Source organism: Tissierellales bacterium (assembly GCA_025210965.1).
Classification (GTDB): Bacteria; Bacillota; Clostridia; order Tissierellales; family JAOAQY01; genus JAOAQY01.
On the sequence record JAOAQY010000116.1, the window covers coordinates 1 to 26,059 of the forward strand.

General features: G+C 34.3%; 27 protein-coding genes and 1 other annotated feature. Of the genes, 26 read left to right on the forward strand and 1 reads right to left on the reverse strand.

Going from position 1 to position 26,059, the window contains the following annotated elements; all coding sequences use genetic code 11:
- From N4A40_08840 to N4A40_08875, 8 genes are all read left to right on the forward strand, one after another.
- A partial coding sequence (locus tag N4A40_08840) for a hypothetical protein (GenBank protein ID MCT4661952.1) occupies positions 1-255 on the forward strand: 255 nt, incomplete at its 5' end.
- A gap of 15 nt (positions 256-270) precedes the next feature.
- Complete coding sequence (locus N4A40_08845) at positions 271-1,005, forward strand: DUF881 domain-containing protein (GenBank protein MCT4661953.1); 735 nt, start codon at positions 271-273, stop codon at positions 1,003-1,005.
- A 1-nt stretch (position 1,006) separates the two neighbouring features.
- Entirely contained in the window at positions 1,007-1,741 is a 735-nt protein-coding gene (locus N4A40_08850) for a DUF881 domain-containing protein (protein MCT4661954.1), read from the forward strand.
- Between the two features lie 3 nt (positions 1,742-1,744).
- Positions 1,745-2,113, forward strand: coding sequence for a small basic family protein (locus N4A40_08855; GenBank protein MCT4661955.1), 369 nt, complete (start codon positions 1,745-1,747; stop codon positions 2,111-2,113).
- Positions 2,106-3,389 (forward strand): cell division protein FtsA, encoded by a 1,284-nt coding sequence (ftsA, locus tag N4A40_08860; protein ID MCT4661956.1) that lies wholly within the window; start codon positions 2,106-2,108, stop codon positions 3,387-3,389. Before N4A40_08855 ends, ftsA begins: the two co-directional genes overlap by 8 nt.
- 125 nt (positions 3,390-3,514) lie before the next feature.
- Positions 3,515-4,663 (forward strand): cell division protein FtsZ, encoded by a 1,149-nt coding sequence (gene ftsZ / locus N4A40_08865; GenBank protein MCT4661957.1) that lies wholly within the window; start codon positions 3,515-3,517, stop codon positions 4,661-4,663.
- Between the two features lie 20 nt (positions 4,664-4,683).
- Complete coding sequence (gene nrdR, locus N4A40_08870; protein ID MCT4661958.1) at positions 4,684-5,139, forward strand: transcriptional regulator NrdR; 456 nt, start codon at positions 4,684-4,686, stop codon at positions 5,137-5,139.
- Positions 5,140-5,177: 38 nt separating this feature from the next.
- Entirely contained in the window at positions 5,178-6,512 is a 1,335-nt protein-coding gene (locus N4A40_08875; protein MCT4661959.1) for a replication-associated recombination protein A, read from the forward strand.
- Positions 6,513-6,540: 28 nt separating this feature from the next.
- Here the strand turns inward: N4A40_08875 and gdhA are convergent, their stop codons facing one another.
- Complete coding sequence (gdhA, locus tag N4A40_08880) at positions 6,541-7,878, reverse strand: NADP-specific glutamate dehydrogenase (protein ID MCT4661960.1); 1,338 nt, start codon at positions 7,876-7,878, stop codon at positions 6,541-6,543.
- A gap of 239 nt (positions 7,879-8,117) precedes the next feature.
- Between gdhA and N4A40_08885 the strand changes: the two genes are divergently transcribed.
- The 18 genes from N4A40_08885 to N4A40_08970 form a co-directional block, all read left to right on the forward strand.
- A complete protein-coding gene (locus N4A40_08885) occupies positions 8,118-8,540 on the forward strand; it encodes an Rrf2 family transcriptional regulator (protein MCT4661961.1) in 423 nt (140 codons plus the stop codon).
- 30 nt (positions 8,541-8,570) lie between these two features.
- A complete protein-coding gene (gene nifS, locus N4A40_08890) occupies positions 8,571-9,737 on the forward strand; it encodes a cysteine desulfurase NifS (protein ID MCT4661962.1) in 1,167 nt (388 codons plus the stop codon).
- Between the two features lie 9 nt (positions 9,738-9,746).
- Positions 9,747-10,184, forward strand: a complete 438-nt coding sequence (nifU, locus tag N4A40_08895) for a Fe-S cluster assembly scaffold protein NifU (protein MCT4661963.1) — start codon at positions 9,747-9,749, stop codon at positions 10,182-10,184.
- Positions 10,185-10,267: 83 nt separating this feature from the next.
- Positions 10,268-10,479 (forward strand) — a binding site (T-box leader).
- 72 nt (positions 10,480-10,551) lie between these two features.
- Positions 10,552-13,200 (forward strand): alanine--tRNA ligase, encoded by a 2,649-nt coding sequence (gene alaS / locus N4A40_08900; protein ID MCT4661964.1) that lies wholly within the window; start codon positions 10,552-10,554, stop codon positions 13,198-13,200.
- Between the two features lie 214 nt (positions 13,201-13,414).
- Positions 13,415-13,654: an IreB family regulatory phosphoprotein gene (locus tag N4A40_08905; protein ID MCT4661965.1), complete on the forward strand. Its 240-nt coding sequence runs from the start codon at positions 13,415-13,417 to the stop codon at positions 13,652-13,654.
- Position 13,655: 1 nt separating this feature from the next.
- Positions 13,656-14,615 carry an aldo/keto reductase gene (locus tag N4A40_08910; GenBank protein MCT4661966.1) on the forward strand — a complete coding sequence of 320 codons (960 nt, stop codon included), beginning with the start codon at positions 13,656-13,658 and terminating at the stop codon, positions 14,613-14,615.
- 8 nt (positions 14,616-14,623) lie between these two features.
- Positions 14,624-15,037 carry a Holliday junction resolvase RuvX gene (gene ruvX, locus N4A40_08915; protein MCT4661967.1) on the forward strand — a complete coding sequence of 138 codons (414 nt, stop codon included), beginning with the start codon at positions 14,624-14,626 and terminating at the stop codon, positions 15,035-15,037.
- Positions 15,038-15,050: 13 nt separating this feature from the next.
- Entirely contained in the window at positions 15,051-15,278 is a 228-nt protein-coding gene (locus tag N4A40_08920; GenBank protein ID MCT4661968.1) for a DUF1292 domain-containing protein, read from the forward strand.
- Between the two features lie 78 nt (positions 15,279-15,356).
- The gene (locus N4A40_08925) at positions 15,357-15,791 is read left to right on the forward strand and encodes a transcriptional repressor (GenBank protein MCT4661969.1); all 435 of its coding nucleotides are present in this window, start codon (positions 15,357-15,359) and stop codon (positions 15,789-15,791) included.
- 118 nt (positions 15,792-15,909) lie between these two features.
- A complete protein-coding gene (locus N4A40_08930; protein ID MCT4661970.1) occupies positions 15,910-17,568 on the forward strand; it encodes a ribonuclease J in 1,659 nt (552 codons plus the stop codon).
- Positions 17,569-17,787: 219 nt separating this feature from the next.
- Complete coding sequence (mltG, locus tag N4A40_08935; GenBank protein ID MCT4661971.1) at positions 17,788-18,852, forward strand: endolytic transglycosylase MltG; 1,065 nt, start codon at positions 17,788-17,790, stop codon at positions 18,850-18,852.
- A gap of 17 nt (positions 18,853-18,869) precedes the next feature.
- Complete coding sequence (locus tag N4A40_08940; protein MCT4661972.1) at positions 18,870-19,532, forward strand: O-methyltransferase; 663 nt, start codon at positions 18,870-18,872, stop codon at positions 19,530-19,532.
- Between the two features lie 2 nt (positions 19,533-19,534).
- Positions 19,535-20,770, forward strand: coding sequence for a U32 family peptidase (locus tag N4A40_08945; GenBank protein ID MCT4661973.1), 1,236 nt, complete (start codon positions 19,535-19,537; stop codon positions 20,768-20,770).
- Positions 20,770-21,411, forward strand: coding sequence for a uridine kinase (gene udk, locus N4A40_08950; GenBank protein MCT4661974.1), 642 nt, complete (start codon positions 20,770-20,772; stop codon positions 21,409-21,411). Before N4A40_08945 ends, udk begins: the two co-directional genes overlap by 1 nt.
- 11 nt (positions 21,412-21,422) lie before the next feature.
- Complete coding sequence (locus tag N4A40_08955; protein ID MCT4661975.1) at positions 21,423-21,920, forward strand: YqeG family HAD IIIA-type phosphatase; 498 nt, start codon at positions 21,423-21,425, stop codon at positions 21,918-21,920.
- A 186-nt stretch (positions 21,921-22,106) separates the two neighbouring features.
- On the forward strand, positions 22,107-23,792 hold the full coding sequence (locus N4A40_08960) for an ATPase, T2SS/T4P/T4SS family (GenBank protein ID MCT4661976.1): 1,686 nt from the start codon (positions 22,107-22,109) through the stop codon (positions 23,790-23,792).
- 8 nt (positions 23,793-23,800) lie between these two features.
- Positions 23,801-24,853, forward strand: coding sequence for a type IV pilus twitching motility protein PilT (locus N4A40_08965; GenBank protein MCT4661977.1), 1,053 nt, complete (start codon positions 23,801-23,803; stop codon positions 24,851-24,853).
- A 10-nt stretch (positions 24,854-24,863) separates the two neighbouring features.
- Positions 24,864-26,059, forward strand: a 1,196-nt coding sequence (locus N4A40_08970; protein MCT4661978.1) for a type II secretion system F family protein, incomplete at its 3' end; no start/stop codon positions are given.

The window sequence follows — 26,059 nt, forward strand, 5'->3', positions numbered from 1 at the left end:
CTTTCAATCTTAGGAGAAGCTGAATCGCTCGGATATTTGGAAGATGTTGATGAAATTGTAATAAAAGGTGAAAATGATTTAATAATTCGTACAAATTTAGGAATAAACGTTGCATTTGGTGAGGTAGATGCGATAAAATATAAGATAAGTTTTATACATGAGATATTAGAAGAGTTAGAGGCTAATAATATTAATTCTGGAACTTTGTATTTGAACAAGGGAAAGAATCCTGTATTTGTACCTCAAAGCGAATAGGGAGGGACTAAATATATGAACAAATTAAAAACTAATATTGCACTGGTTATTGTTTGTGTAGTTCTTGGTTTTGCACTGACTATTCATTTTAAGAATATAAATGACACTCTTGGAGATAGTAAAAACCCTTCTATTAGAAGTAAGGAGCTAGCACTTGAACTTGAGAGTTTAAAGAAGGAAAGAGAAGCTTTACAAAATGAGGTTCTCAATTTAGATGCAAAGGTAAAGAAATATGAAAGCGATGCATCAGAAGAAAGTGTTTATGTCAATTCATTGTCCAAAGAGTTGTTAAAGTATAGAATATTATCGGGATATGAAGCGCTTACGGGAGAGGGAATTAGGATAACAATAGACGATCCTGATAGGAATGTTTATTATGGAGATGCATCAAGTTATATAATTGATAACTATGATCATCTACTTCAATTGATAAGTGCATTGAATATAACCGGTGCAGAAGGTATTTCTATAAATGGACAGAGATATACAAGTTTTACTGAAATAATAAATATTGGTGGTAATCATTTAAATGTAAATGGAAAATCAATAAGCACACCTATCATAGTAGAGGCTATTGGGAATAAAGAAAACCTATACAGTGCTATGAATATGAAAGGTGGAGTTTTGTGGAATTTAGAGTATGCTGAGTGTAAAGTTGACATAATAAAAGATGACAATATTCAAATTCCAAAGTATAATAAGATTAGAGAGTTTGAATTTGCAACACCGATTAATTTGGGGGCAAATTAATATGGAAAGAAAATGGACTAATTGTTTGAGTTCAGTTTTGGTTTTTCTTATTTGCCTAGTCGTTGGTATGACTGTGCCTATAGAGTTTGGTCAAAGAAAAGAAGCGGTAAACTACGTATCGCTTAGCTCTGTGGCAAGGATAGAAGAAGAACAAAGAGACGTTGAAAAGGAAATAGAGGAATACAAGTTATTAGTAGAATCTAAGCGAGAAGAACTTGATAAGTGGTCGAAAACAGAAAGTTTAGAGGACAAAATTGGGGTATTGAAGGAAGATATTCAGAAATACAAAATTTTAGCGGGTGCTGAAACGCTCAGAGGTCCAGGCATTAGAATTAGAATTGGTGATAGTTTGATTCAGAGTGTTACAAATGATAGGATTGAGAATGAGCTTATTCATGATATGGATGTTTTGAACATAATCAATGACTTAAAGGCAGCAGGGGCAGAGGCTATTAGTATTAATGGAGAGAGGCTTGTTGATTTTACTGGAATTCAATGCGGTGGCCCAGTAGTGCTTGTAAATCATGAAAGCGTCACGGCTCCTTTTGTTATTAGTGTTATAGGGGACCCGGAGCAGCTATATGCAGCTATAAATGCTCCAAATACTTATGGGTATGTGTTAAAGAACATTTGGAAATTAGATGTAGAAACTATTATTAGTGATAACGTTTATGTTCCAAAAATGAGAAAAACTTTAAATATTAAATATGCTAAAACTGTGGAAGAAGGTGAGTAAAAAATGATTTTTGTAGTATTGGGTATAGTATTGGGTATAGTATTAGGGATATATTTGCCAATTTCTTACTCGCCAGCGTATTCATTGTATGTAACTATGGCTATACTAGCATGTATAGACACAGTTGTAGGTGGATTGAAAGCTAAGTTGAATGGTGACTTTGATAATTTGATTTTTATATCTGGTTTTATAACAAATGCATTTCTGGCAATCATATTGTCTTATTCAGGAGATAAGCTAGGCGTTCCGCTATACTATGGAGCTATATTTACATTTTCTTGGAGAGTGTTTCAGAATTTAGCGGTAATTAGGCGACATATAATTCAAAAGTTAAGGACAAGAAGCCTTCAGAGGGGGAAATTAGATGAGTGATTTAATTACAGCAATAGATCTAGGATCTTCAAAGATATGCGTTGTAGTAGCAGATATGGATCGTCACGGACGAATACAGGTATTAGGTATGGGCAGAAGTCATTGTGGTGGAATAAAAAAGGGTGTTGTGGTTGATATAGAAGAGACTACAAAGGCTATAATGGAGGCTATTTCACAGGCTGAGAACATGTCAAATACAGACATAACTGAGGTTCATATAAATTTAGCGGGTGGTTTGTGTAGGCTTATGCGCAATAAGGGAGTTATAGCGGTTACAGGAGAAGATAAAGAAATCACAAGAGAAGATGTACAAAGAGTAATGAACTCGGCTACAATTGTCTCAATACCGCAAGAAGAACAATTGATAGATGTAATACCTACTCAATATGTTGTTGATGGGTATGATGAAATAAAAGATCCAGTTGGTATGACCGGAGTAAGATTAGAAGTGGATGCGGATATCATAACTGGTTCAGCAACTACTGTTTTGAATTTGATTAAAGCAGTTAATAGAGCTGGAGTAAATGTTAAAGGTATAATAATGGAGCCACTTGCAACCTCTGAAGCAGTGCTTACATCGGATGCTAAGGAAATGGGTGTTTTGCTGATAGATTGTGGTGCAGGAACTACAGACATAACTTATTTTAAAAGTGGTAAAATTATGTATTCAAATTTGATACCGGTTGGAGGATACCACATAACAAATGATATATCTATAGCATTTAGAGTTCCATTTGATGATGGAGAGGATCTTAAAATCAAATATGGAAGTGTGGATTTGGATAAGGTTGATGTTGAAGAAGAATACATTGAAGTAAATCAAATTGGCAGTTCTGAGATCACGAGTTTTAATAGAGGCGAATTGACTGAGATAATAGAAGCAAGAGTTAGCGAGCTTTTATCATTAATTAAGGATGATTTAGTAAAAAAAGATTTAGCACATAATTTAGTCGCTGGTGTAGTTATAACTGGCGGTGGTTTAAGTTATATTGATGGAGTAGAAGAACTTGCAAAAAGTATTCTTGGTGCAAATGTACAGATTGGTTACCCTAAAGTATTGGGGGCTAATGAGCCGGTTTATGCTACTACAGTAGGGATTTCTAAGTATATATTGAAAGATAAGTACAGCTATCATATTAATTATAATAATAGTGGAGTAGAGTCTAGAAAACCCGAGAGAGCTACGGCTGATGTAGTTAAAACTAAGAAAACTAGCGAGTCTAAAAATAGTAATTTTACTAAGAAATTAAAAACTATATTTAAAGATTATTTCTAAAGTGTGAAATTTGTAGTTAGTATTTAGTAGTTAGTATTTAAAGGTTTAAGGATTTTAGTAGTTAGCAGTTGAGTATTTAGTAGTTGAGTAGTTTAGAACAAGTATGATTAGAGGAGGTCGTCACAGTGTTCGATATGGAATTTGATAATAATCAATCAGCCCGCATCATTGTAGTTGGGGTAGGTGGCGGTGGTAATAACGCCATAAATAGAATGATAGAAGCAAATGTTCAGGGGGTTGAATTTATTGCAATCAATACTGATAAGCAAGCGTTGGTATCGTCTAGAACAGAGCATAGAATACAGATAGGTGAAAAACTTACAAGAGGATTGGGTGCAGGGGCTAATCCGGAAGTTGGAAAAAGAGCAGCAGAAGAAAATATTGAAGACATAAAAGATGTTCTAAAAGGTGCAGATATGGTATTTATAACTGCTGGTATGGGCGGAGGAACTGGAACTGGAGCGGCTCCTATTGTAGCTCAGATAGCGAAAGAAATGGGAATACTTACAGTTGGAGTGGTTACAAAACCATTTGCATTTGAGGGCAATAGAAGAATGGTACATGCTGGCAAAGGAATTGAAGACTTAAAGAATAAAGTTGATACTTTAGTTACGATTCCTAATGAGAGATTGCTTCAAATTATTGAAAAGAAAACATCTATCATAGAAGCTTTTGGAAAAGCTGATGATGTGTTGCGTCAAGGTATACAGGGTATATCTGACTTGATTGCAGTACCAGGTCTTGTAAATTTGGACTTTGCTGATGTTAAGACGATAATGTCTGATCAAGGATTAGCTCACATGGGTGTTGGATATGCTACTGGAGAAAATAGAGCAGTAGAGGCGGCAAAACAGGCTATACACAGTCCTTTGCTTGAGACGTCAATTGATGGAGCTAAAGGAGTTCTTTTAAACATAACAGCTGGTTTAGATCTTGGTTTGTATGAAGTAAATGAAGCATCTGAACTTATTAGAGAAGCAGTAGATAGTTCGGCGAATATAATATTTGGAGCATCTTTTGATGAGACGATGCAAGACGAACTTAAAATAACAGTTATCGCTACAGGATTTGATGCAGAGAGAGCATCTAGAAAAGAAGAGCGTCCAATGTCTGTTCTCAGAGATAATAAAGAGTATAGTGTTAGTAAAGTACAGCCGAAGGAAGTTCAAGTAGAAGAAGCTCAAGAAGCGAAAACTGTATCAAAACCATCTGAAAATATTGATACGGATGACTTGGATATTCCAACGTTTTTAAGAATGGGCAGAAAAAAATAGAAATCAGGGGTGATTAGGAAGTGAAATGTCCTTTTTGTGGCTTTTATGAGACTAAGGTAGTTGACTCGAGACCAACTGATGAAGGCCGAACTATTAGAAGACGTAGAGAGTGTTCTAAATGTGAGAAGAGATTTACAACGTATGAAAAAATGGAGGAAACACCTCTGATTGTTGTGAAGAAAGATAATACAAGAGAAGCTTTCAATCGAGAGAAAATTTTAAGTGGCATAGTTAGAGCTTGTGAGAAGAGACCTGTAACAGTGAAGCAAATGGATGATATTGTTGATCAAGTGGAAGCAATGTTGCAAAATGCTATGAACCGAGAAGTTGCGAGTACCGAGATAGGTGAAATCGTTATGAAAGCATTAAAGGACATAGACGAGGTTTCATACGTTCGTTTTGCTTCTGTATATAGGCAGTTTAGAGATTTGAATTCTTTTATGGAAGAAGTAAAAAAAATATTAGATGAAAAATAAATGAAACCAGCTTTAGCTGGTTTTTTTTGGAGGCATTTATGGATTTGTATTCTATAGCAGCAGAAAAACAACTAAAAAAGAAAGCACCGTTAGCTGATCGGATGAGACCGAAAAACTTAGATGAACTTGTGGGACAGAAACACATTATAGGTAAGGGGAAATTGCTTTATAGAGCTATATTAGCTGATCAAATGAACTCTATAATACTACATGGACCACCAGGGACTGGAAAAACTACTTTGGCTCAAATAATAGCAAAAACCACCGAAAAATCTTTTAGAGAATTAAATGCGGTTACATCAGGTGTAAAAGATATAAGAGCGGTAGTTACAGAGGCAAAGGATAGTTTGGCTATTAGTGGTCGTAATACTATATTGTTTATTGATGAGATTCATAGGTTCAATAAATCTCAACAAGATGCTCTTTTGCCATATGTAGAAAATGGCACGTTGATATTGATTGGAGCAACTACTGAAAATCCATACTTTGAAGTAAATAAGGCACTAATATCTAGATCGATGATATTTCAAATGAAAACGCTCGAAGAAGAGGATTTAGAAGATTTGCTAAAGCGAGTGTTACAAGATAAGTCTAGAGGATATGGGAACTTAGATATAGAGATAAGTGAAGATGCTAAAAATCACTTTATAAATATGTCAAATGGTGATGCTAGAAGATTATTAAATGCGATAGAATTAGGGGTGTTGACTACGCCGCCATCTGATAATGGCAAAATATATATTGATTTGAGTACTGCGGAAGAATGCTTGCAGAAGAGAAGCTTAAATTACGAGAAGAATGGTGATGAACACTATGATACAATATCGGCTTTTATAAAGAGTATGAGAGGCTCGGATCCAAATGCTACGCTTTATTGGTTAGCTAAGATGATATACTCAGGAGAAGCACCAGATTATATAGCTAGACGTATAGTTATTTGTGCATCTGAAGATGTTGGTAATGCTGACCCAAATGCATTGATAGTAGCTATGAATGCTTTTGAAGCAGTTCGTGTTATAGGTATGCCAGAGGGTAGAATAATATTAGCGCAAGCTGCTATTTACATTGCATGTGCGCCTAAAAGTAATGCATCTTATATTGGTATAAATGAAGCTATAAATGATATTGAGAATGAAAAGACTGGAGAGATACCATTTTATCTAAGAGATTTTAAATCTCAGAAAATGATAAAAAAAGATGGCGGATTAAATTCTGATTTTCCAATATATAAGTATCCTCATGATTATGAATATGGATATGTCAAACAAAACTATATGCCAAATAATTATAAGAAAAAAGAATATTATAATCCTAAAAATATAGGTTATGAAAGAAAAATAAAAGAACGCTTAGAGTTTTTTAAGAAACTCTAAGCGTTCTTTTTTATTGCAAAGGAGGGAATTATACCACGCCTTGGGCGATCATAGCATTGGCAACTTTTAAAAATCCTGCAATGTTTGCACCTGCAACATAATTTTGAGGTAAATTATAATCTAGAGTAGCTTTGTTGACACTTTTAAATATATTTTTCATAATCTCTTTTAACTTTGAATCAACTTCTTCGGCAGACCATGATAATCGTATGCTATTTTGACTCATTTCTAAAGCAGAGGTTGCGACGCCTCCTGCATTAGCCGCTTTAGCAGGAGCTAACAATATATTATTATCTAAGAAATATTTTAAAGAATCGTTCGTACAAGGCATATTTGCACCTTCTCCAATTACTTTTACTCCATTTGAAACTAAGATTTTGGCACTTTCTAAATCAATATCATTTTGAGTTGCACAAGGAAGTGCAATATCACAAGAAAGAGACCATATACCTTTTTGACCTTCATGATATTCTGCTGAAGGGTGGTATTTTATATATTCGCTTATTCTTTTTCTTTCTACTTCCTTTATTTTCTTTATGGTATCTATATTTATGCCATTTGAATCATATACATATCCTTTAGAATCACACATAGCGATTACTTTAGCGCCTAATTCTAGCGCTTTTTCACAAGCATAAATAGCTACATTACCGGATCCAGATATTACAACATTTTTATTTTTGAAATTCATGTTATTTGCATTTAGCATTTCATCTACAAAATAGATAAGTCCATAGCCAGTAGCTTCTTTTCTTATGAGTGAGCCACCGTATGTCAAGCCTTTTCCGGTCAAAACGGCTGCTTCATGAACATTTCTGAGTCTTTTATATTGGCCAAATAAATAACCAATTTCTCTAGCACCAACTCCTATGTCACCAGCTGGTACATCTACATAAGGGCCTATATATCTATATAGTTCAGTCATAAAACTTTGACAAAATCTCATTATTTCTGCATCTGATTTTCCTTTCGGATCAAAATCAGATCCGCCTTTACTACCGCCGATAGGCATTCCAGTTAATGAGTTTTTGAAAATTTGCTCAAATCCAAGGAATTTTACAATACCAAGATATACAGATGGATGGAAACGAAGACCACCTTTATATGGTCCAATTGCATTATTGAATTGAACGCGGAAACCACGATTTACTTTAATATTGCCATTATCATCAACCCAAGACACTCTAAAAAGAATTTGTCTATCGGGTTCAACTAAGCGATCTAGCAATGATTTATTTACGAATTCTGGATGCTTCTCTAAGACAGGCTTTAAACTTTCTAAGACTTCTTCAACTGCTTGATGGAATTCTTTTTCACCAGGATTTCTTCTTTTTACATCATTGATTAAATTTTCGATATATTGCATAACACCACTCCTTGCTAATATTCTTATGTTATATATACCCTAAAAAATGTAAAATAAGCACACTTTTGAAAGAGTAATATTTTTGTAGTAATTACAATATACCAAAAAATTCAAGAAAAAGAAAGCAAAAAAATAAAGCTTTCTAAAATTTAGAAAAGCTTGACATGAGAAATAGAGTGTAATATACTATAACTGAATTAATTCCGAGTGGAAAAGTAGGAATTAGGGAGTGATGAAATTTGAAACTTTCAACAAAAGGAAAATACGGTCTGAAAGCTATGTTTGAATTAGCAGTTCGATATGGTCAAAAACCAGTATCACTTACTATTATAGCAGAAAATCAAAACATTTCACTAAATTATTTAGAACAATTAATTTCAAAGTTAAAAAAAGAAAATTTGGTGAAAAGTTATAGAGGTGCTCATGGAGGATACACATTGGCAAAACCACCAGAAGATATTTCTGTAAGTACAATACTTAATTGTTTAGAGGGTGGTATAGTTTTATCTGAATGTCTTGAAGGTGATGGACATGTATGTGAGAATGTTAACTCATGTGTTACTAGACCGATTTGGGAAAAGATTAATGAAAGCATTAATGAAATTATAGAAAATATGACTTTGGCAGATATGGTCAATGATCACAAAAAAAATAAAGAATAACATGATAAATAGACGAAAGAAGGGGCTCAAATGAAACGAATTTATATGGATCACGCAGCTACAACGCCTGTTAGGAAAGATGTATTGGATACAATGATGCCATATTTTACAGAGAAGTTTGGCAATGCATCTAGTATTTATGTAGGAACTGGACAAGAAGCAAGAATTGCATTGGATGAATCCCGTGAAAAAATAGCTTCAATATTGAATGTAAATGCAAAGGAAGTATATTTCACTAGTGGTGGCTCAGAAGCTGATAACTGGGCGATAAAAGGAATTGCCTTTGCAAATAAGAATAAAGGAAATCATATAATAACCTCGAAAGTAGAGCATCATGCGATATTGCACACTTGTGAGTACCTTGAAAAACATGGATTCGAAGTGACATATGTAGATGTAGATTCAGACGGATTAGTTAATCCTAAAGATATTGAAGCAGCTATAAAAGAGAATACAATATTGATTTCTGTTATGTATGCAAACAACGAAGTAGGAACTATACAGCCTATAAAAGAAATTGCAGAGATAGCAAAGAAACACAAGATATATTGTCATACAGATGCAGTACAAGCTTTAGGAAACTTAAAAGTTGACTTTAAGGAGCTTGGTGTTGATGCGGCATCTATGTCGGCACATAAAGTTTACGGCCCAAAAGGTGTAGGAGCATTATATCTTAGACGGGGAGTTAAAATTGACAATTTGATTCATGGAGGAGCTCAGGAATTTAGAAAACGAGCAACTACAGAGAATGTTGCAGGTATTGTTGGTTTTGCAAAAGCTTTAGAAATTGCGTATGAAACATTAGATAAACATGTTGAACATTTAGAAAAAATGAGAGAAAGACTTATAGAGCAGATAGAAGCTAATATTCCTTATGTTAAGTTGAATGGACATAGAACGAAGAGACTTCCTGGAAACGTAAATTTCTCTATAGAGTATATTGAAGGTGAAGCTATATTGCTTAGTTTAGATATGATGGGGATAATAGCATCTAGTGGCTCAGCTTGTACATCAGGTTCGCTAGATCCATCTCATGTACTTCTTGCAATGGGATTACCTCACGAAATAGCTCATGGATCTTTGAGATTATCACTAGGGGAATCGAATTCTATTGAAGATATAGATTATACTGTTGAAGAATTAGCAAAAATAGTAAAAAGACTTAGAGACATGTCACCATTATATGAAGGAAAGTAGGAGGTATATATTATGTATTCAAAGAAAGTAATGGAACATTTTCAAAATCCGAGAAATGTTGGAGAAATAGAAAATGCAGATGGTATAGGTGAAGTTGGAAATGCACAATGTGGCGATATAATGAAAATGTTTATAAAAGTAGAAGATAATATTATAGTTGATGTGAAATTCAAGACTTTTGGATGTGGAAGTGCTATAGCAACATCAAGTATGGCTACTGAGATGGTAAAGGGAAAAACGATAGAAGAAGCGCTTAAACTTACAAATAAAGCTGTGGCAGAAGCTTTAGATGGATTGCCACCGGTGAAAATGCATTGTTCGGTACTTGCAGAAGATGCGTTAAAAGCTGCACTTTATGACTATGCTACAAAGAACAATCTAGATATTCCAGGGCTTGAAGATTTTAAGCCAAGAGAGCATGATCACGGAGATGAGCACGAGCATTAAGATATATTAGGTTCATTATATTCATATTCTATGATTGACAAAATGGATAGAAGAGTTTATAATGAACCTATCTTTTTAAATAGAAAAATGCTAAGAACGAGAATAGTATTTGTGTGGAACTTTTAGAGAGGACATGCTTGGTGAAAATGTCTAAGGAAAGCACTTAGAAGCAGCTCGGGAGTTTACTTGTGGAAATAGTAGTACATGAGTACGTTGATTACGTTATAATCTACAAGTGATTTCGTATCTAGTATGTGAAATAAATTGGGTGGTACCGCGAATTTTCGTCCCTTTATTAGGGGCGTTTTTTTATTGCCTTAATTTATTTGTGAGATAAAAATTAAAGAAATAGTAGGAGGAAGTAAGTATGAAGAAAATGGGAATTCACGAAATAAGAAAAGAATTTTTAGACTTTTTTGAGAGTAAAGGACATTTGGTTCACGCAAGTTATCCATTGGTTCCACCAGCAAATGACAAAAGTTTATTGTTGATAAATGCAGGAATGGCTCCACTTAAGCCATATTTTTTAAAACTAGAGGAGCCGCCAAAACACAGAATGACTACTTGTCAGAAATGTATAAGAACTGGCGATATTGACAATGTTGGTAAAACAGATAGACATGGAACGTTTTTTGAGATGCTTGGAAACTTTTCTTTCCAAGATTATTTTAAAAAAGAAGCTGTAACTTGGGCTTGGGAATTTATGACAGAACATATGGGAGTGCCATCTGAAAAGCTTTGGGTTTCTGTATATGAGAATGATGATGATGCCGCTGAATTTTGGGAAAATGAAGTTGGAGTTCCTAAAAATAGAATTGTAAGACTTGGTAAGGAAGATAATTTCTGGGAGCTTACGCTTGGTCCATGTGGTCCGTGCTCTGAAATATATATCGACAGAGGTGCTGAGAGAGGCTGTGGTGATCCTGATTGTAAGCCAGGATGTGAATGCGATAGATTTGTTGAAGTTTGGAATCTTGTGTTTTCAGAATTTGATAAAGACGAGAATGGAAATTATAATAAATTAGCTGAGCCAAATATAGATACTGGAATGGGTCTTGAACGTATGGCAGTAGTTATGAATGATGCTAATAATATTTTTGAAGTAGAACCTATATCTACTATACTTCATAAAGTTGAAGAAGTGAGTGATTTCAATTATGGAGACAAACCAAGTACGGATGTTTCTATAAGAATAATTACAGACCATGCAAGAGCTATGACGTTCTTAATAGCCGATGGTGTATTGCCAAGTAATGAGGGCAGAGGATATGTTTTAAGAAGAATTATAAGAAGAGCACATCAGCATGGCAAGCAGCTTGGAATTAGCGTTAACTTCTTACCAGAAATCATAGATGTTGTAGTGGATAATTGGGGAGATTACTACCCAGAGATACAAGAAAAAAGAGATCAAATCAAGAAGATAGTATTGCTTGAGGAAGAGAAGTTTAACGAAACAATTGAACAAGGAAATCAAATATTAGACAAACACTTGAATCAAATGATGCTTGAGGGAACAAAAACTCTTGGCGGTCATGATGCATTTAAATTGTATGATACTTATGGATTCCCATTGGAGCTTACTCTTGAAATATTGGCAGAAAGAGGATTTGATGTTGATATAGACAGTTTTAAAGAAGAGATGAAAAAGCAAAAAAACAGAGCGCGTCAAGCTAGACTTGAAGGCGGAAACGATGCTTGGGATAAGGATTCTTTGGATTTCTTGGATATAGAAAAAATTATTGAAACAATATTTAAAGGGTATGAAGAGGAAGAACTTGATGCAGAAGTAGTTACTATGATATCAGATAATAGAGATGTCAAAAAAATGAATGCTGGAGACAAAGGCATAATGATACTTGATGCATCACCATTTTATGCAGAAAGTGGTGGACAGATTGGTGATAGTGGTGTAATCGAAAAAGATGGATTGAAGATAAAGGTTACAGACACGCAAAAAGGACCAAAGGGTCTAAGATTACACTATATTACAGTTGAAGAAGGTGCTGTATCATTAGGAGATAAAGTTTTGGCTAAAGTTGAAACATCTAGAAGAAAAGATATAGCTAGAAATCACAGTTGTACTCACTTGTTGCATCAGGCATTAAAAGATACATTAGGAGAGCATGTACAACAAAAGGGTTCTTTAGTAACGGAAAATAGACTTAGATTTGATTTTAGTCATTTTGAAGGAATGACAATGGATGAAATTAAAATAGTAGAGAAGAAAGTTAATGATAGAATTTTTGAAAGTTTGCCGGTATATATCAAAGAAATGGCCATTGATGAGGCTAGAGCAATGGGTGCACAAGCTTTATTTGGCGAAAAATATGGCGATACTGTTCGTGTTGTTAAAATGGGAGACTATAGTATAGAACTTTGTGGTGGAACTCATGTTCTGAATACAAATGACATTGGAATATTTAAAATATTGACTGAAGCTGGTATATCATCAGGTGTAAGAAGAATAGAAGCTGTTACAGGTAGAGAAGTTTACAATTATTTATCTAAATTGGAAGGTGAAATAAATACTGTAGCTAATACTATCAAAAGTGCTAGGCATGATGTTGTAACTAGAGCGGAGAGTTTAGTAGAGGAAGCAAAAGCATCAAAGAAAGAAGTTGAAAGACTTACTAGCAAGCTCTTAACTGCTAAGGCTAATGATTTGTTTAACGATACCAAAGAGATATCTGGAGCAAATGTTTTGGTAAAACAATTAGAAGGTGTTGATATGAATGCAATGCGAGAAATTGGTGACAAAGCTAAAGATAAATTGGGATCAGTAATAGTTGTCTTAGGAACAGCTAATGGTGATAAGGTAAACTTTATGGTTAGCGCAACAGATGATTTAGTTAAAAGAGGAGCTCATGCAGGTAATTTAATTAGAGAAATTGCTAAAATTGCAGGAGGTGGCGGTGGTGGCCGTCCAAATATGGCACAAGCTGGCGGAAAGGATGCAAGTAAGTTGGCGGAAGCATTAGATGCTGCATATTCATTAATAGAAGGACAATTGAAATAAAATAATAAACAAGAGGGCTTTTGCTCTCTTGTTTATTTACTATATAGAGGGGGTATAATGACACTAATATCATTATATCAGCTAAATGTTGTGACTCTATATAGTGTTTGCTAAAATATTCAATAAAGATAATAAGACTAGAAAAAGAACAAAAATTTGTGATATAATGATGTAGAAGGGAGTGTGCTTTATGGTCAAAGACATTAACTACACAATGAGATTTAAAGTTGAAAATGAGAATGATAACGAAGCTAGAGACATTATTTTGAATGTCTATAAAGCATTAGACGAAAAAGGCTATAATCCAATTAATCAGATCGTAGGTTATATTTTATCTGGGGATCCTACGTATATTACAAGTCACAATAATGCTAGAGGACTTATCAGAAGACTAGAACGTGATGAAATTATCGAGGAACTTCTCAAATATTATTTAAAAGGTGAGGCAAATTAAGTTGGAATTATCACAAGTGGATCTTGGAAATACTGGAATAAAAGTATCGAAGATTTGTTATGGAGCTCTAACTATGAGCCCTTTGCAAATGGATTTTTCATTTGAGAGGGGAGCAGAGCTCCTCTATTATGCTTTTCAAAAGGGGATAAATTTTTTAGATACTGCGGATTATTACGATAATTATGGTCATATTAGAGAATTTCTAAAACAAATTCCTAGTAGAGAAAATTATGTAATAGGTACTAAATCTTATGCTTATTCGACTGAAACGGCAAAGCAAACTTTAGATAGAGCCTTAAACGAAATGCAAACAGATTATGTTGATTTATTTTTGCTTCATGAACAGGAAAGTGATGCAACTATTAGAGGTCACTATGAAGCGATTGAGTATTTATTGAGAAAAAAAGAAGAAGGGCTAATTAGAGCGGTTGGGATATCTACTCATTTTATTGAGGCGGTAAATGCGAGTATCGATTATCCAGAACTGGAAGTTGTTATGCCCATAATAAATAGAAGTGGTATCGGTATAGTTGATGGTAGTAGGTTGGAAATGGAGCAAGCAATAGCAAGTGCTAAGGGTTCAGGAAAGGCTATCTATGCTATGAAACCCTTTGGTGGAGGGCATTTAATTAGTGATGCTGTGAATTCTTTTAATTACGTTAATGATTTAAAAACAATAGATTCAATTGCTATTGGGATGCAAAGTGAGGCTGAAATAGATGCTAACTGTCAATTGATTAATTTGGGATATATTGAAGATGAAACGTTTTCAAGATTAGACTTGAAATCAAGGAAATTACATATTGCAGATTGGTGTATTGGTTGTGGAAATTGTGTAAAAGCGTGTCAGCAAAATGCACTTAAATTGATTAATCAGAAGGCAATAGTAGACGAGAATAAGTGTGTCAAGTGTGGTTACTGTGCTAGGAGATGTCCTGAGTTTTGTATTAAAGTGTACTAGGAGGAAATATGATAAGATATATTGGATTAGATGTTGGAAATCGTACAATTGGAGTGGCGATAAGCGATTTACTTGGGATGACAGCTCAGGGGATTACAACCATAAAGCGTAAGAGCTGGGATAAAGATTTTCAGGCGCTAAGAGAAATTATAGAGGAATACGGCGTTCAAAAAGCTGTTGTAGGCTTGCCGAAAAATATGAATAATACTTTAGGTCCTCAAGGCGAAAAGACAATAAAATTTGCTGAAAAATTTGAAAAGGTTTTTGGATTAGAGATTATTTATCAGGATGAAAGAATGACATCTATTGCGGCAGAGCGAACTTTAATTAGTGCAGATGTTAGTAGAAAAAAAAGAAAAGAAGTCATAGATAAATTAGCTGCAGTTCATATACTACAGACTTTTTTAGATAGACAATCATAGTGGAGGGATATAGATGGAGTATTATAAATTTGTAGACGATCAAAATGTTGAGCATGAGTTTGAAATAATTGAAGTTTTTATGTATGGAGAGCAGAAATATGCAATCGTACAGGAAAAGGGAGAGGAAGATGCTCTTCTTATGAGATATAGAGAAAAAGGTGAAGAGATGTTCTTAGATGTAATAGAGAGCGATCAAGAGTTTGAAGAAGTAAGAGACGCATATGCAGAGGACAACAATTAGGGGTAGATTTAATAATAAATTGACTTTTGTGTATTTTGCGATTAATATATATAATATACCTTGTCGGGAGGTGGCTATATGAATTTGGTAGAAAATTTAAAAGAAACATTGAAAAAACGAGAATATAAATTGACAACACAAAGAAAGATTATCTTTGATGTTTTTGTAGAGAATGATGATGCTCATTTGAGCCCAGAAGAAATATATGATATTGTGAAGGATAATCATCCGGAAATTGGATTAGCCACAGTATACCGAACTTTGCAGATTTTTGATGAAATTGGAATTGTTAAAAAGATGAACTTTAATGATGGGTGCAGTAGATATGAATTGATGGATGAAGATGAGTCAGAGCACCATTGCCATTTGATTTGTACTAAGTGTTCTCGCGTCATTGAAATAGATGATAAAGATTTAGAGAATATATCTGATGTTATAGAAAATGAAGAAGAGTATGCAATAAAAGAATATAATATAAAATTTTTTGGAGTATGCAAGGAATGCTCTGAGTAATCCTCATATTTGAGGGTATTTTTATGGAAAAGAGAAGTCATTATTAGATAATACAGAAGTTATTTGGCTATTTGTAATATCTATTTGAGATATAATAAAACAGAAAGGAAGTGACATTATGGCATCAAAGCCAGCTGCTTTAAAGGTCATACCATTAGGCGGGCTGGAAGAAATCGGAAAGAATATTACCGTATTTGAGTACAAGAATGATATCGTTATCATTGATTGTGGAATGAGTTTTCCGGAAGATGAGATGTTAGGAATTGACGTAGTTATTCCTGATATTTCATATCTGGTGAAAAACAAAGACAAGATAAGAGGGGTACTTTTAACTCATGGTCATGAGGATCATATAGGTGCAATTCCTTACTTGTTGCAAAAATTGGATGTTCCAATTTATGGAACAAAGTTGACCCTTGGGTTGGTCGAATTAAAACTAGTTGAGCGCGGTTTAAAAAATGTATCGTTAAATGTTGTAAAATCAGGAGATAAAATTCGTTTAGGATGTTTCAATATTGATTTTATAGGAACAAATCATAGTATTCCGGACTCGGTTGCTATAGCAATTAATACACCTGTTGGAACGGTTGTGCATACAGGCGATTTCAAAATTGACTATACACCGATAATAGGCGGAAGAACTGATTTTCATAAATTAGCGGAAATAGGAAAAAAAGGTGTACTGCTGATGATGGCTGATAGCACGAATGTAGAGCGTCAAGGCTATACAATGAGTGAGAAAACAGTGGGGAATACTCTACAGGAGATGTTTGCTACTGCAAAACAGCGTATTATAGTTGCTACATTTGCTTCGAATGTACATCGTGTACAGCAAATAATTGATGCTGCAGTTAAATACGAACGTAAAGTCGTTATTTCGGGCAGAAGTATGGTAAATGTAGCGAAAGTTGCAGGAGAATTGGGTTATTTAGATGTGCCTGAAGGGACAATTATAGATATTAATGAAATGAAACGTTATAATGATGATCAGATAGTAGTTATAACTACTGGTAGCCAAGGAGAACCTATGTCAGCGCTGTCTAGATTAGCAGCATCTATGCATAGAAAGATGGAGTTAGTTCCAGGAGATTTAGTAATTATATCTGCATCACCGATCCCAGGAAATCAAAAAGCTGTATCTAAAGTCATAAATCAGCTATTTAAAAAAGGTGCTGAAGTAATTTATGATGAGTTGGCGGACATTCATGTTTCGGGACATGCTTGTCAAGAAGAATTAAAAATGATGCATGCATTGCTTAGTCCTAAGTTTTTTATGCCAGTTCACGGAGAGTTTCGTCATTTGAAGAGACATGCTCAATTGGCTGAAGAGCTAGGAATGAAGAAGAATAATGTGTTTATAGGGAAGAATGGCTCGGTTCTTGAACTTACAAGACATAAAGGTCGTTTTTCAGGTTATGTAAACAGTGGAAATGTTTTGGTCGATGGATTAGGTGTCGGCGATGTAGGAAACATAGTTCTTAGAGATAGAAAACATTTATCAGAAGATGGGCTTATGGTGGTTGTTGTAACCATGGAAAATGGAAAAGTAGTTGCTGGTCCAGATATAGTGTCTAGAGGTTTTGTTTATGTAAGAGAATCGGAAGACTTAATTGATGAAGCTAGAAAAGTAGTTAGAAAAGCTTTAGAGGATTGTGAGGAAAAGAACATAACTGATTGGACTACTTTAAAGGGTAGCATTAGGGATAGCTTGAAGAATTTCATTTATGGAAAGATGCAAAGAAATCCTATGATATTACCTATTATAATGGAAATTTAAGAGTATATATAATTTGCGCTCACAAATTATAAAGCTTAACCTCAAACGGTAATGAGGACTTGAAGATTTTTTGACAGTTCGAGCGAAAAGCTCATGAAAAGAAACGAAGATGCTAGTTTGTAACTAGCATCTTTTTGTATGTCTTGTAAGATTAGCTCTTGTCAATAATTAATTGAGGATATATAATAAATAAGATAAAGCTAATGGGTGGTGAATAGATTGCTAAAGAAAAGGAAGAAAAAAATTACTAAATTACAAATGTTTTTATATGCGTTACTTTTCTTAGTGGTAGCTGGAGCTTGGAGTTTTAAATTTATGATTATGGATAATGATAAACCAGTAGCTACTTCTGAAAATGCGGTTCAGAAGCAAATAATAATACCAGATGGGAGTAGTTCTTCTAAGATTGCGAGTATACTTAAGACGTCGAATCTAATCAGAAGTGAGTGGGCTTTTAAGTCTTATTTAAAAGATACTCAAATAGATAGAAAACTTAGACCTGGAACTTTTGAATTGTCTAATGATATGACATTTGAACAAATAGCAGATGAACTCACTCATGGTGGAAAGAAAAAAGCTACCAAAAGGTTTACTATACCAGAAGGGTACGAGCTAAGTGAGATAGTCGAGTTATTGACTCAAAAAGGTTTTGTTGATAGAGATGAGTTTTTAAAATTAGTCAATAATCCAGAGCATTTAAAAGAGGATTATGACTTTTTAGAATATATACCAGAGGGTCATGATTTAGAAGGGTATCTTTATCCAAATACATATGATGTGTATGTTGATGCTAGCACAGAAGATGTACTTAGAAAAATGCTTGATGGTTTCCAAGAAATTTATTCTGAGATTTTGAAGGATAAAATTGAAGCAGGTGGTAATTTAAATGATTTTATAACTATGGCTTCCATTGTTGAAAGAGAAGGAAAATTAGATAAAGAGAGAGCAAAAATTGCATCAGTTTTTTACAATCGTATCGAGCAAAATATGAAGTTTGAATCGTGTGCAACGATACAATATATACTTAGAGAGAGAAAAACAAGATTGTTGAATTCAGATTTGAAGGTTGAGTCACCATATAATACTTACCAGCATTTGGGCTTGCCACCAGGGCCTATAGCCTCTCCTGGAAGAGCATCTATAGAGGCAGCGATAAACCCTGAAAAAACGGAATATTTGTTTTTTGTGGTTAACCCAGAAGGTGAATCAGGTAGTCACAATTTTGCTAAAACATACAAAGAATTTTTGAAGTATAAAAATATTTATAAAGATTCATTACAATAAAAATTGGAGTAAGAGCTATGGGAAAAAACATTAATAAAGATTATATAATTGATTATTTACGAACAGAGTTGCCACGAATGAGTGGCATCTTGTATGATATGGAAAAGTATGCAGAAGAGTACAATGTTCCAATCATCCATCCAGAAGTGGCACAGATGATTAGAGTTTTTTTATCGATGAAAAAACCAAATTCGATATTAGAACTTGGGACAGCGATAGGGTATTCTTCTATTTTTATGGTTAAAATGCAACCAAGTTGTAAAAAACTTATAACTATAGAGCGCTCGGAAATGATGATTCAAAGAGCAAAAGAAAATATAAAAAAAGCCGAGTTAGAGAATATAATAGAAATTAAAGAAGGAAATGTGCAGGATATATTACCCAAATTAGATGGCAAATTTGATGTTATATTTATCGATGCTGCTAAAAGTAAATATTTGGAATTTTTACCGTATTGTTTAGATAGGCTTAGCGATGATGGAGTTATAATATCAGATAATGTGTTATTTAAGGGTATGATTGCAACAGATATGCTAGTACCGAAAAGACAAAGAACTATAGTTAGAAAAATGAGAGAATATCTAAATGTTATTTCTCATCATGAAGAATTAGAAACTACTATTATACCAATAGGTGATGGTGTTGCGATATCGCACAAGAAGGGATTAAAAGGGGTGTAGGTATGAACAAAATAGAACTATTAGCACCAGCAGGAAGCTTGGAAAAATTAAAGATGGCGATTAGATATGGAGCTGATGCTGTTTATATTGGTGGGCGAGCTTTTGGGCTTCGCGCACAAGCTAAAAATTTTAGCAAGGAAGAAATGCAAGAAGGTGTTGATTTTGCACATGAATATGGTAAAAAGGTATTTGTTACACTTAATATAATAGCTCATAATGATAATTTTTCTGGTTTAAAGGAATATGTACTAGAGTTAGAAGAAATAGGTGTGGATGCCGTTATAGTAGCAGATCCAGGCGTTATGTGTGAAGTTCAAGCTGCAGCGCCAGATATGGAAATACATTTAAGTACTCAAGCAAATTGTACAAATTACAATACTGCAAATTTTTGGCATAAAAATGGTGTGCAGAGAGTAGTGACTGCAAGAGAAATGTCCTTAAGAGAAATAAAAGAATTAAGTGAAAATACACCAGATGATTTGGAAATAGAATCTTTTGTTCATGGTGCAATGTGTATATCTTATTCTGGAAGATGTCTTTTAAGTAATTTCATGACTGGAAGAGATGCTAATAGAGGAGCTTGTGCACAAGCATGCAGATGGAAATATCATTTGATGGAAGAAAAAAGACCTGGTGAATATTATCCAGTTTACGAAGATGAAACAGGAACTTTTATATTTAATTCTAAAGACCTTTGTATGATAGAGCATATACCAGAACTAATAGAGGCTGGCATTACTAGTTTTAAAATAGAGGGGCGTATGAAATCGGCGTATTATGTAGCTACTATAATACGAGCTTATCGCATGGCTATTGATTCGTACTACGAAAACCCTGAAGATTATAAATTTGATCCTAAGTGGTTAGAAGAAATAAAAAAAGCTAGTTATAGAGATTTTACCACTGGTTTCTATTTTGGAAAACCAGGTAGCGATGGACAATTATATGCAAATAGTTCATATATAAGAAACTATGACTTTTTGGGATTGGTTCTGGACTTTGATAGTGTAAGTAAAATTGCAACAATTGAGCAAAGAAATAAGTTTGTAGTTGGTGAAAAGGTAGAGGTTTTTGGGCCTAGTGAAAAACATCATGAAATGACCATAGAAAAAATATGGAACAGCAAAGGGGTAGAAGTAGAGTCGGCTCCACATGCGCAGGAAATTGTAAAGGTAAAAGTGGATGTAGAATTGAAAAAATGGTTCATGCTTAGAAAAGAAAGGGAGGAACAAAAATAATGATGTCTGAAATAAATAGACCTATAGTTATTGGAATTACTGGAGGAACTGGATCAGGGAAAAGTACTGTTGCAAAGGAGATTATAAATTCTTTATCACCGGATGATATAGCTGTAATTCAACAAGATGCATATTATAGAGATCAAAGTGATATTCCTTTTGAAGAAAGGGTAAAAACTAATTATGATCATCCTTTGGCGTTTGATAATAAATTACTTATTGAACATTTGCAAAAATTGATTAGTGGTAAAGCTATTGAGCAACCAATATATGATTTTGCAAAACACACTAGAAAAGAAGAAACAGTACACGTTGAACCAAAAGACATTATTATTCTTGAAGGAATACTACTTCTTGAAGACAAAAATCTTAGAAATATACAAGATATAAAGATTTATGTAGACACAGATGCTGATGTTAGAATACTAAGAAGAATACAAAGAGATATAGAAGAAAGAGGAAGAACTTTAGAATCTGTGATTGATCAGTATTTAGAGACTGTTAGACCTGCACATATGCAGTTCATAGAGCCTAATAAGAGATATTCTGATATTATAATTTTAGAAGGTGGACATAATAAAGTTGCAATAGATATGGTAATTACTAAGATAAAATCTATTATTGCTCAAAGAACAAAATAGGGAGTGTTAAAATGAAAATATTAATTCCTGATTATTATTACAAAGACATACAGAAGATTGATATCAATAATTTGTTGAAAAATGGCATAAAATACCTTATAATAGACCTAGATAACACTCTAGTTGGATGGGATTGCCCTTTGCCAACAGAGGATGTAAGGCTTTGGTTTGATAAATTAAATGAATTGGGATTTGATGTTTGTTTGACATCAAATAATAATCGGGAACGCGTAGAACTTTTTGCTAACGATCTTGGATTACAATTCATTTATAAGGCAAAAAAACCTCTTAAAAGGGGATTTAGAGAAGCCATGAGTAAGATGAATGTAGTTGATAGAACGAAGGTTGCTTGTATAGGGGATCAACTTTTTACTGATGTATTGGGAGGAAATCGTATGGGAATAACAACGATATTAGTAGAACCTATAGCGCAGAAAGAGTTTGCGTGGACGATGTTTGTTAGAAAAATAGAGACTTTGTTTAGAAATAAACTGACGAGAATAGATTAGGACGTATGCCGAATTGGTTAACAATGATAACCAATTCGGTTTTTTTAATAAATTTGGGTAAATATATAACTAAAGATAGTAAAATTTTGGCGAATCTTTTGATAGTCAAAATAAAATGCTAAAAATGTGGTATAATTTAATGTAAATAGTATTAAAACAAATAAAATTGACGATAGGTTGATGAAAATGGAAAATAGCAAACTAAGATTAGGAGATTTATTAGTAAGAGAAAATCTAATTACAGAAAAACAACTTGAGGCTGCACTTGCTAAACAAAAATCTACTGGTAAGAAGTTGGGAGAAATTTTAGTAGATGATAGATATGTTGACAGTAGAGATTTGGTTAAAACACTGCAGATACAGCTTAAAATTCCGTTTATTGATTTAGATGCTATTACAATAGCACCAGAACTTGCGGAAGTGGTGAAAGAGTCATTGGCTAGAAAGCACCAACTAGTGCCAGTTAAAAAAACTAGTACAGGGCTTCTTGTTGCTATGGCAGATCCACTTAATATATTTGCTATAGATGATGTTAAGATGATGACGGGTTTAAAGATAGAGCCTGCTATAGCGATGAAAGAGAATATAGAAGATGCAATAAAAAAGTTGTATACAGAATCACAAGTTGAGAAGGCGGCGGAAGACTTTGCTAAGCAATTTGAGGAGAGTTTAGAGTCGTATGATCAAATAGAAGAGGTTGTACTAGATGATGTAAATAATGCGCCAATTGTGCAACTTGTAAATACAATCATAGATCAAGCTATACTTAGCAAAGCTAGTGATATTCACATAGAGCCATTCGAAAAAATAGTAAGGATAAGATATAGAGTTGATGGTCAATTACAGACTAAAATGAAACCATCTAAAGCTACTCATTCAGCTATTGTAACGAGAATTAAAATTATGTGCAATCTTGACATAGCAGAGAGAAGAAGACCACAAGATGGCAGATATGAATATACTAAAGACGGAGCAATTGTAGATTTGCGTATATCAATCATACCAGCAGTATTTGGAGAAAAGGTCGTTATACGACTTCTAGATAGAAGTAACTTCTTGGTTAGTAAGAAACAGCTTGGATTTACTGAAGTTAACTATGAGCAGTTTGATGAAATGATACACAAACCTCACGGAATAGTATTGGTTACGGGTCCGACAGGTAGTGGTAAGACAACTACGCTATATGCGGTATTATCTGAACTTAATAGTGATAGCAAAAATATAATTACGCTAGAAGATCCAGTTGAGTATAGATTGGATGGTATAAATCAAGTACAAGTAAATCCGAAAGCAGGGATGACCTTTGCTGGTGGTCTAAGATCAATACTTAGACAAGACCCTAATATAATTATGATAGGTGAGATTAGAGATACTGAAACAGCTCAAATTGCTATTAGAGCGGCGGTAACAGGTCACTTGGTTATCAGTACACTTCATACCAATGATGCACCTTCTACAGTGTCTAGACTTATGGATATGGAAATAGAGCCATATTTACTTAGTAACTCACTTGTAGGAATAGTGAGTCAGAGACTTGTCAGAAGGATATGTGAAAACTGTAAGGAAGAATACGAGATATCTAATTCTGAAAAAGAGATATTGAAGACTTATGGGGTGCATAAACTATATAAGGGAAGAGGATGTAGCAAATGCTATAACACAGGATACAAAGGCAGGGTTGCTATACATGAAGTATTGATAATGAATAGAGAACTAAAAGGGCTTATTGAAGGGCATGCATCTTCAGAAGACATAAGGCAAGCAGCATTAAAAAATGGAATGATAGAACTTTCAGAAAACTGTAGAGAACTCGTACTAGAGGGTGTTACGACTGTAGATGAGTATTCTCGAGTAATTTATACTATGGAGTAGGTGATGATATGACATTAGACGAACTATTGAAAAAGACAGTTGAATTAGGGGCATCAGATTTGCATATTACAGTGGGCTATCCACCTGTGATAAGACTCAATGGAGCGCTCGAAGTTATGGATGAATATCCCAAGCTGATGCCTGACGTAAACGAGAAGCTTGTAAGAGAAGCTACAGATGAGCATACATTTAAGATACTTAGTGAAGTAGGAGAACTAGATTCTTCGATATCTATAAAAGGACTTGGACGTTTCAGATTAAATGTTTATAAGCAAAGAGGGACTTATGGAATGGCTATACGTGCAGTTGGTTCAAAGATTCCTACTATTGATGAACTTGGTCTTCCAGAAAGACTTAAAGAGTTTGCTAGAGAACATAGAGGTTTGGTTCTAGTAACAGGCCCAACAGGTAGTGGTAAATCAACTACACTTGCAGCGATGATAGATCAAATAAATCATGAAAGAAAATGTCATATATTGACACTAGAAGATCCTATAGAGTATCTTCACCGCCACAATATGAGCATGGTAAACCAAAGAGAAATTGGACATGATTCTAGATCATTTGCAAATGCACTTAGAGCTTCACTTAGACAAGATCCAGACGTGATTCTAGTAGGTGAGATGCGTGACTTAGAGACTATTTCAATTGCTATGACGGCAGCTGAAACGGGTCACTTGGTGTTTTCTACACTCCATACAGTCGGTGCAGCCAAAACTATAGACAGAATTATAGACGTATTTCCGCCTCATCAGCAGCAGCAGATTAGAGTACAGCTAGGATCAGTATTACGTGGGGTTGTATCACAGCAACTTTTACCGAGAAAAGATGGCAATGGACGAGTTGCGGCAGTTGAAATAATGGCAGTAAATTCAGCTGTGCAGAACCTCATCAGAGAGGGAAAGACACACCAAATTCAAACCGTTATTCAAACGGGAATGAAGCAGGGAATGATAGCTATGGATGCTTGTTTGGTTGAACATTATAAAAAAGGACTTATATCCAAAGAGAGTTTGCTAGAGGCTGCGATAAATAGAGACACTATTCTTAGATACTTGTAGGTGATAGATTATGACTACTTATAAATATTCAGCACTTAGAAAAGATGGTAGAAAAGCAGAAGGGACATATGAAGCTGATTCTAGGGAAGAAGTAATGAGGATGTTAAAAGATAACTCCATGTATCCTATAAATATAGAGGAGCAAGTTGAAGGAAGGCAGAGGGGCATAGTCTTAACTAGAAAAATCAAAGTAAAAGAGATTGCAATTTTTTGTAGGCAATTTCACACGATGCTTCATGCAGGGGTATCTATTGTAAATTGTTTAGATATTCTGAAAGAACAGACTCAAAACAAGAGGCTTAGAGCAGCTATAGCTGATGTTTATGAAAATGTTCAAAAAGGACATACATTTTCAGACTCATTACAGCTACACAAAGATATTTTTCCAGAACTACTTATATACATGGTAGAGGCTGGAGAGGTTAGTGGTAATTTAGATACGATACTTGATAGAATGGCTACTCATTACACTAAAGAGTATAAAATAGAGAATAAAATAAAAGGTGCTATGACGTATCCTATCATACTAGCAGTTGTATCTGTAATAGTTGTTACATTTATGTTAGCAGTAGTATTCCCTAGTATTATAGGTATGTTTGTGAATAGTAATACAGAGCTTCCACTGCCAACAGTTATCATGATGACTTTAAGTAATTTCGTACAGCAATTTTGGTGGCTTATCACAATACTCGCCATAGCAACTGGTGGACTACTTAAATTTTATCACAGCACTGAGTCTGGTAGACTTCATAGGGATAAAAACAGACTTAGAAATCCACTTATGAAAAAGATGAATATAAATGTAGCTGCATCAAGATTTACTAGAACGCTATCTACACTACTATCAAGTGGTGTGCCGCTAATTCAAGCTCTCGAGGTTGTTGGGCGAATTGTTGGAAATAGGGTTGTAGAAAAAGGTTTAGAAAAAGCCAGAGAGGATTTGAAAAAAGGATCTCAATTGGCACCACCGCTTAGAGCAATAAAAGTTTTTCCACCTATGATGCTTTCCATGGTAAGCATAGGAGAGGAATCAGGTGCTCTAGATGATATTCTAAATAGAACAGCAGATTTTTACGATGAAGAAGTAGAGGCTGCTATAGAACAGTTGATGGCAATGATAGAGCCTATAATGATTGTAGTAATGGCTACAGTTATTGGATTTATAGTAGTTGCTATGATGATGCCAATACTTACTATGATTAATAC

Coding starts and splice junctions, on each gene's coding strand:
- N4A40_08845 (MCT4661953.1), top strand. CDS start 271: ATGAACAAATTAAAAACTAATATTGCACTGGTTATTGTTTGTGTAGTT.
- N4A40_08850 (MCT4661954.1), top strand. CDS start 1,007: ATGGAAAGAAAATGGACTAATTGTTTGAGTTCAGTTTTGGTTTTTCTT.
- N4A40_08855 (MCT4661955.1), top strand. CDS start 1,745: ATGATTTTTGTAGTATTGGGTATAGTATTGGGTATAGTATTAGGGATA.
- ftsA (MCT4661956.1), top strand. CDS start 2,106: ATGAGTGATTTAATTACAGCAATAGATCTAGGATCTTCAAAGATATGC.
- N4A40_08875 (MCT4661959.1), top strand. CDS start 5,178: ATGGATTTGTATTCTATAGCAGCAGAAAAACAACTAAAAAAGAAAGCA.
- gdhA (MCT4661960.1), bottom strand. CDS start 7,878: ATGCAATATATCGAAAATTTAATCAATGATGTAAAAAGAAGAAATCCT.
- nifS (MCT4661962.1), top strand. CDS start 8,571: ATGAAACGAATTTATATGGATCACGCAGCTACAACGCCTGTTAGGAAA.
- alaS (MCT4661964.1), top strand. CDS start 10,552: ATGAAGAAAATGGGAATTCACGAAATAAGAAAAGAATTTTTAGACTTT.
- N4A40_08905 (MCT4661965.1), top strand. CDS start 13,415: ATGAGATTTAAAGTTGAAAATGAGAATGATAACGAAGCTAGAGACATT.
- ruvX (MCT4661967.1), top strand. CDS start 14,624: ATGATAAGATATATTGGATTAGATGTTGGAAATCGTACAATTGGAGTG.
- N4A40_08920 (MCT4661968.1), top strand. CDS start 15,051: ATGGAGTATTATAAATTTGTAGACGATCAAAATGTTGAGCATGAGTTT.
- N4A40_08925 (MCT4661969.1), top strand. CDS start 15,357: ATGAATTTGGTAGAAAATTTAAAAGAAACATTGAAAAAACGAGAATAT.
- N4A40_08930 (MCT4661970.1), top strand. CDS start 15,910: ATGGCATCAAAGCCAGCTGCTTTAAAGGTCATACCATTAGGCGGGCTG.
- N4A40_08940 (MCT4661972.1), top strand. CDS start 18,870: ATGGGAAAAAACATTAATAAAGATTATATAATTGATTATTTACGAACA.
- N4A40_08945 (MCT4661973.1), top strand. CDS start 19,535: ATGAACAAAATAGAACTATTAGCACCAGCAGGAAGCTTGGAAAAATTA.
- udk (MCT4661974.1), top strand. CDS start 20,770: ATGATGTCTGAAATAAATAGACCTATAGTTATTGGAATTACTGGAGGA.
- N4A40_08955 (MCT4661975.1), top strand. CDS start 21,423: ATGAAAATATTAATTCCTGATTATTATTACAAAGACATACAGAAGATT.
- N4A40_08960 (MCT4661976.1), top strand. CDS start 22,107: ATGGAAAATAGCAAACTAAGATTAGGAGATTTATTAGTAAGAGAAAAT.
- N4A40_08965 (MCT4661977.1), top strand. CDS start 23,801: ATGACATTAGACGAACTATTGAAAAAGACAGTTGAATTAGGGGCATCA.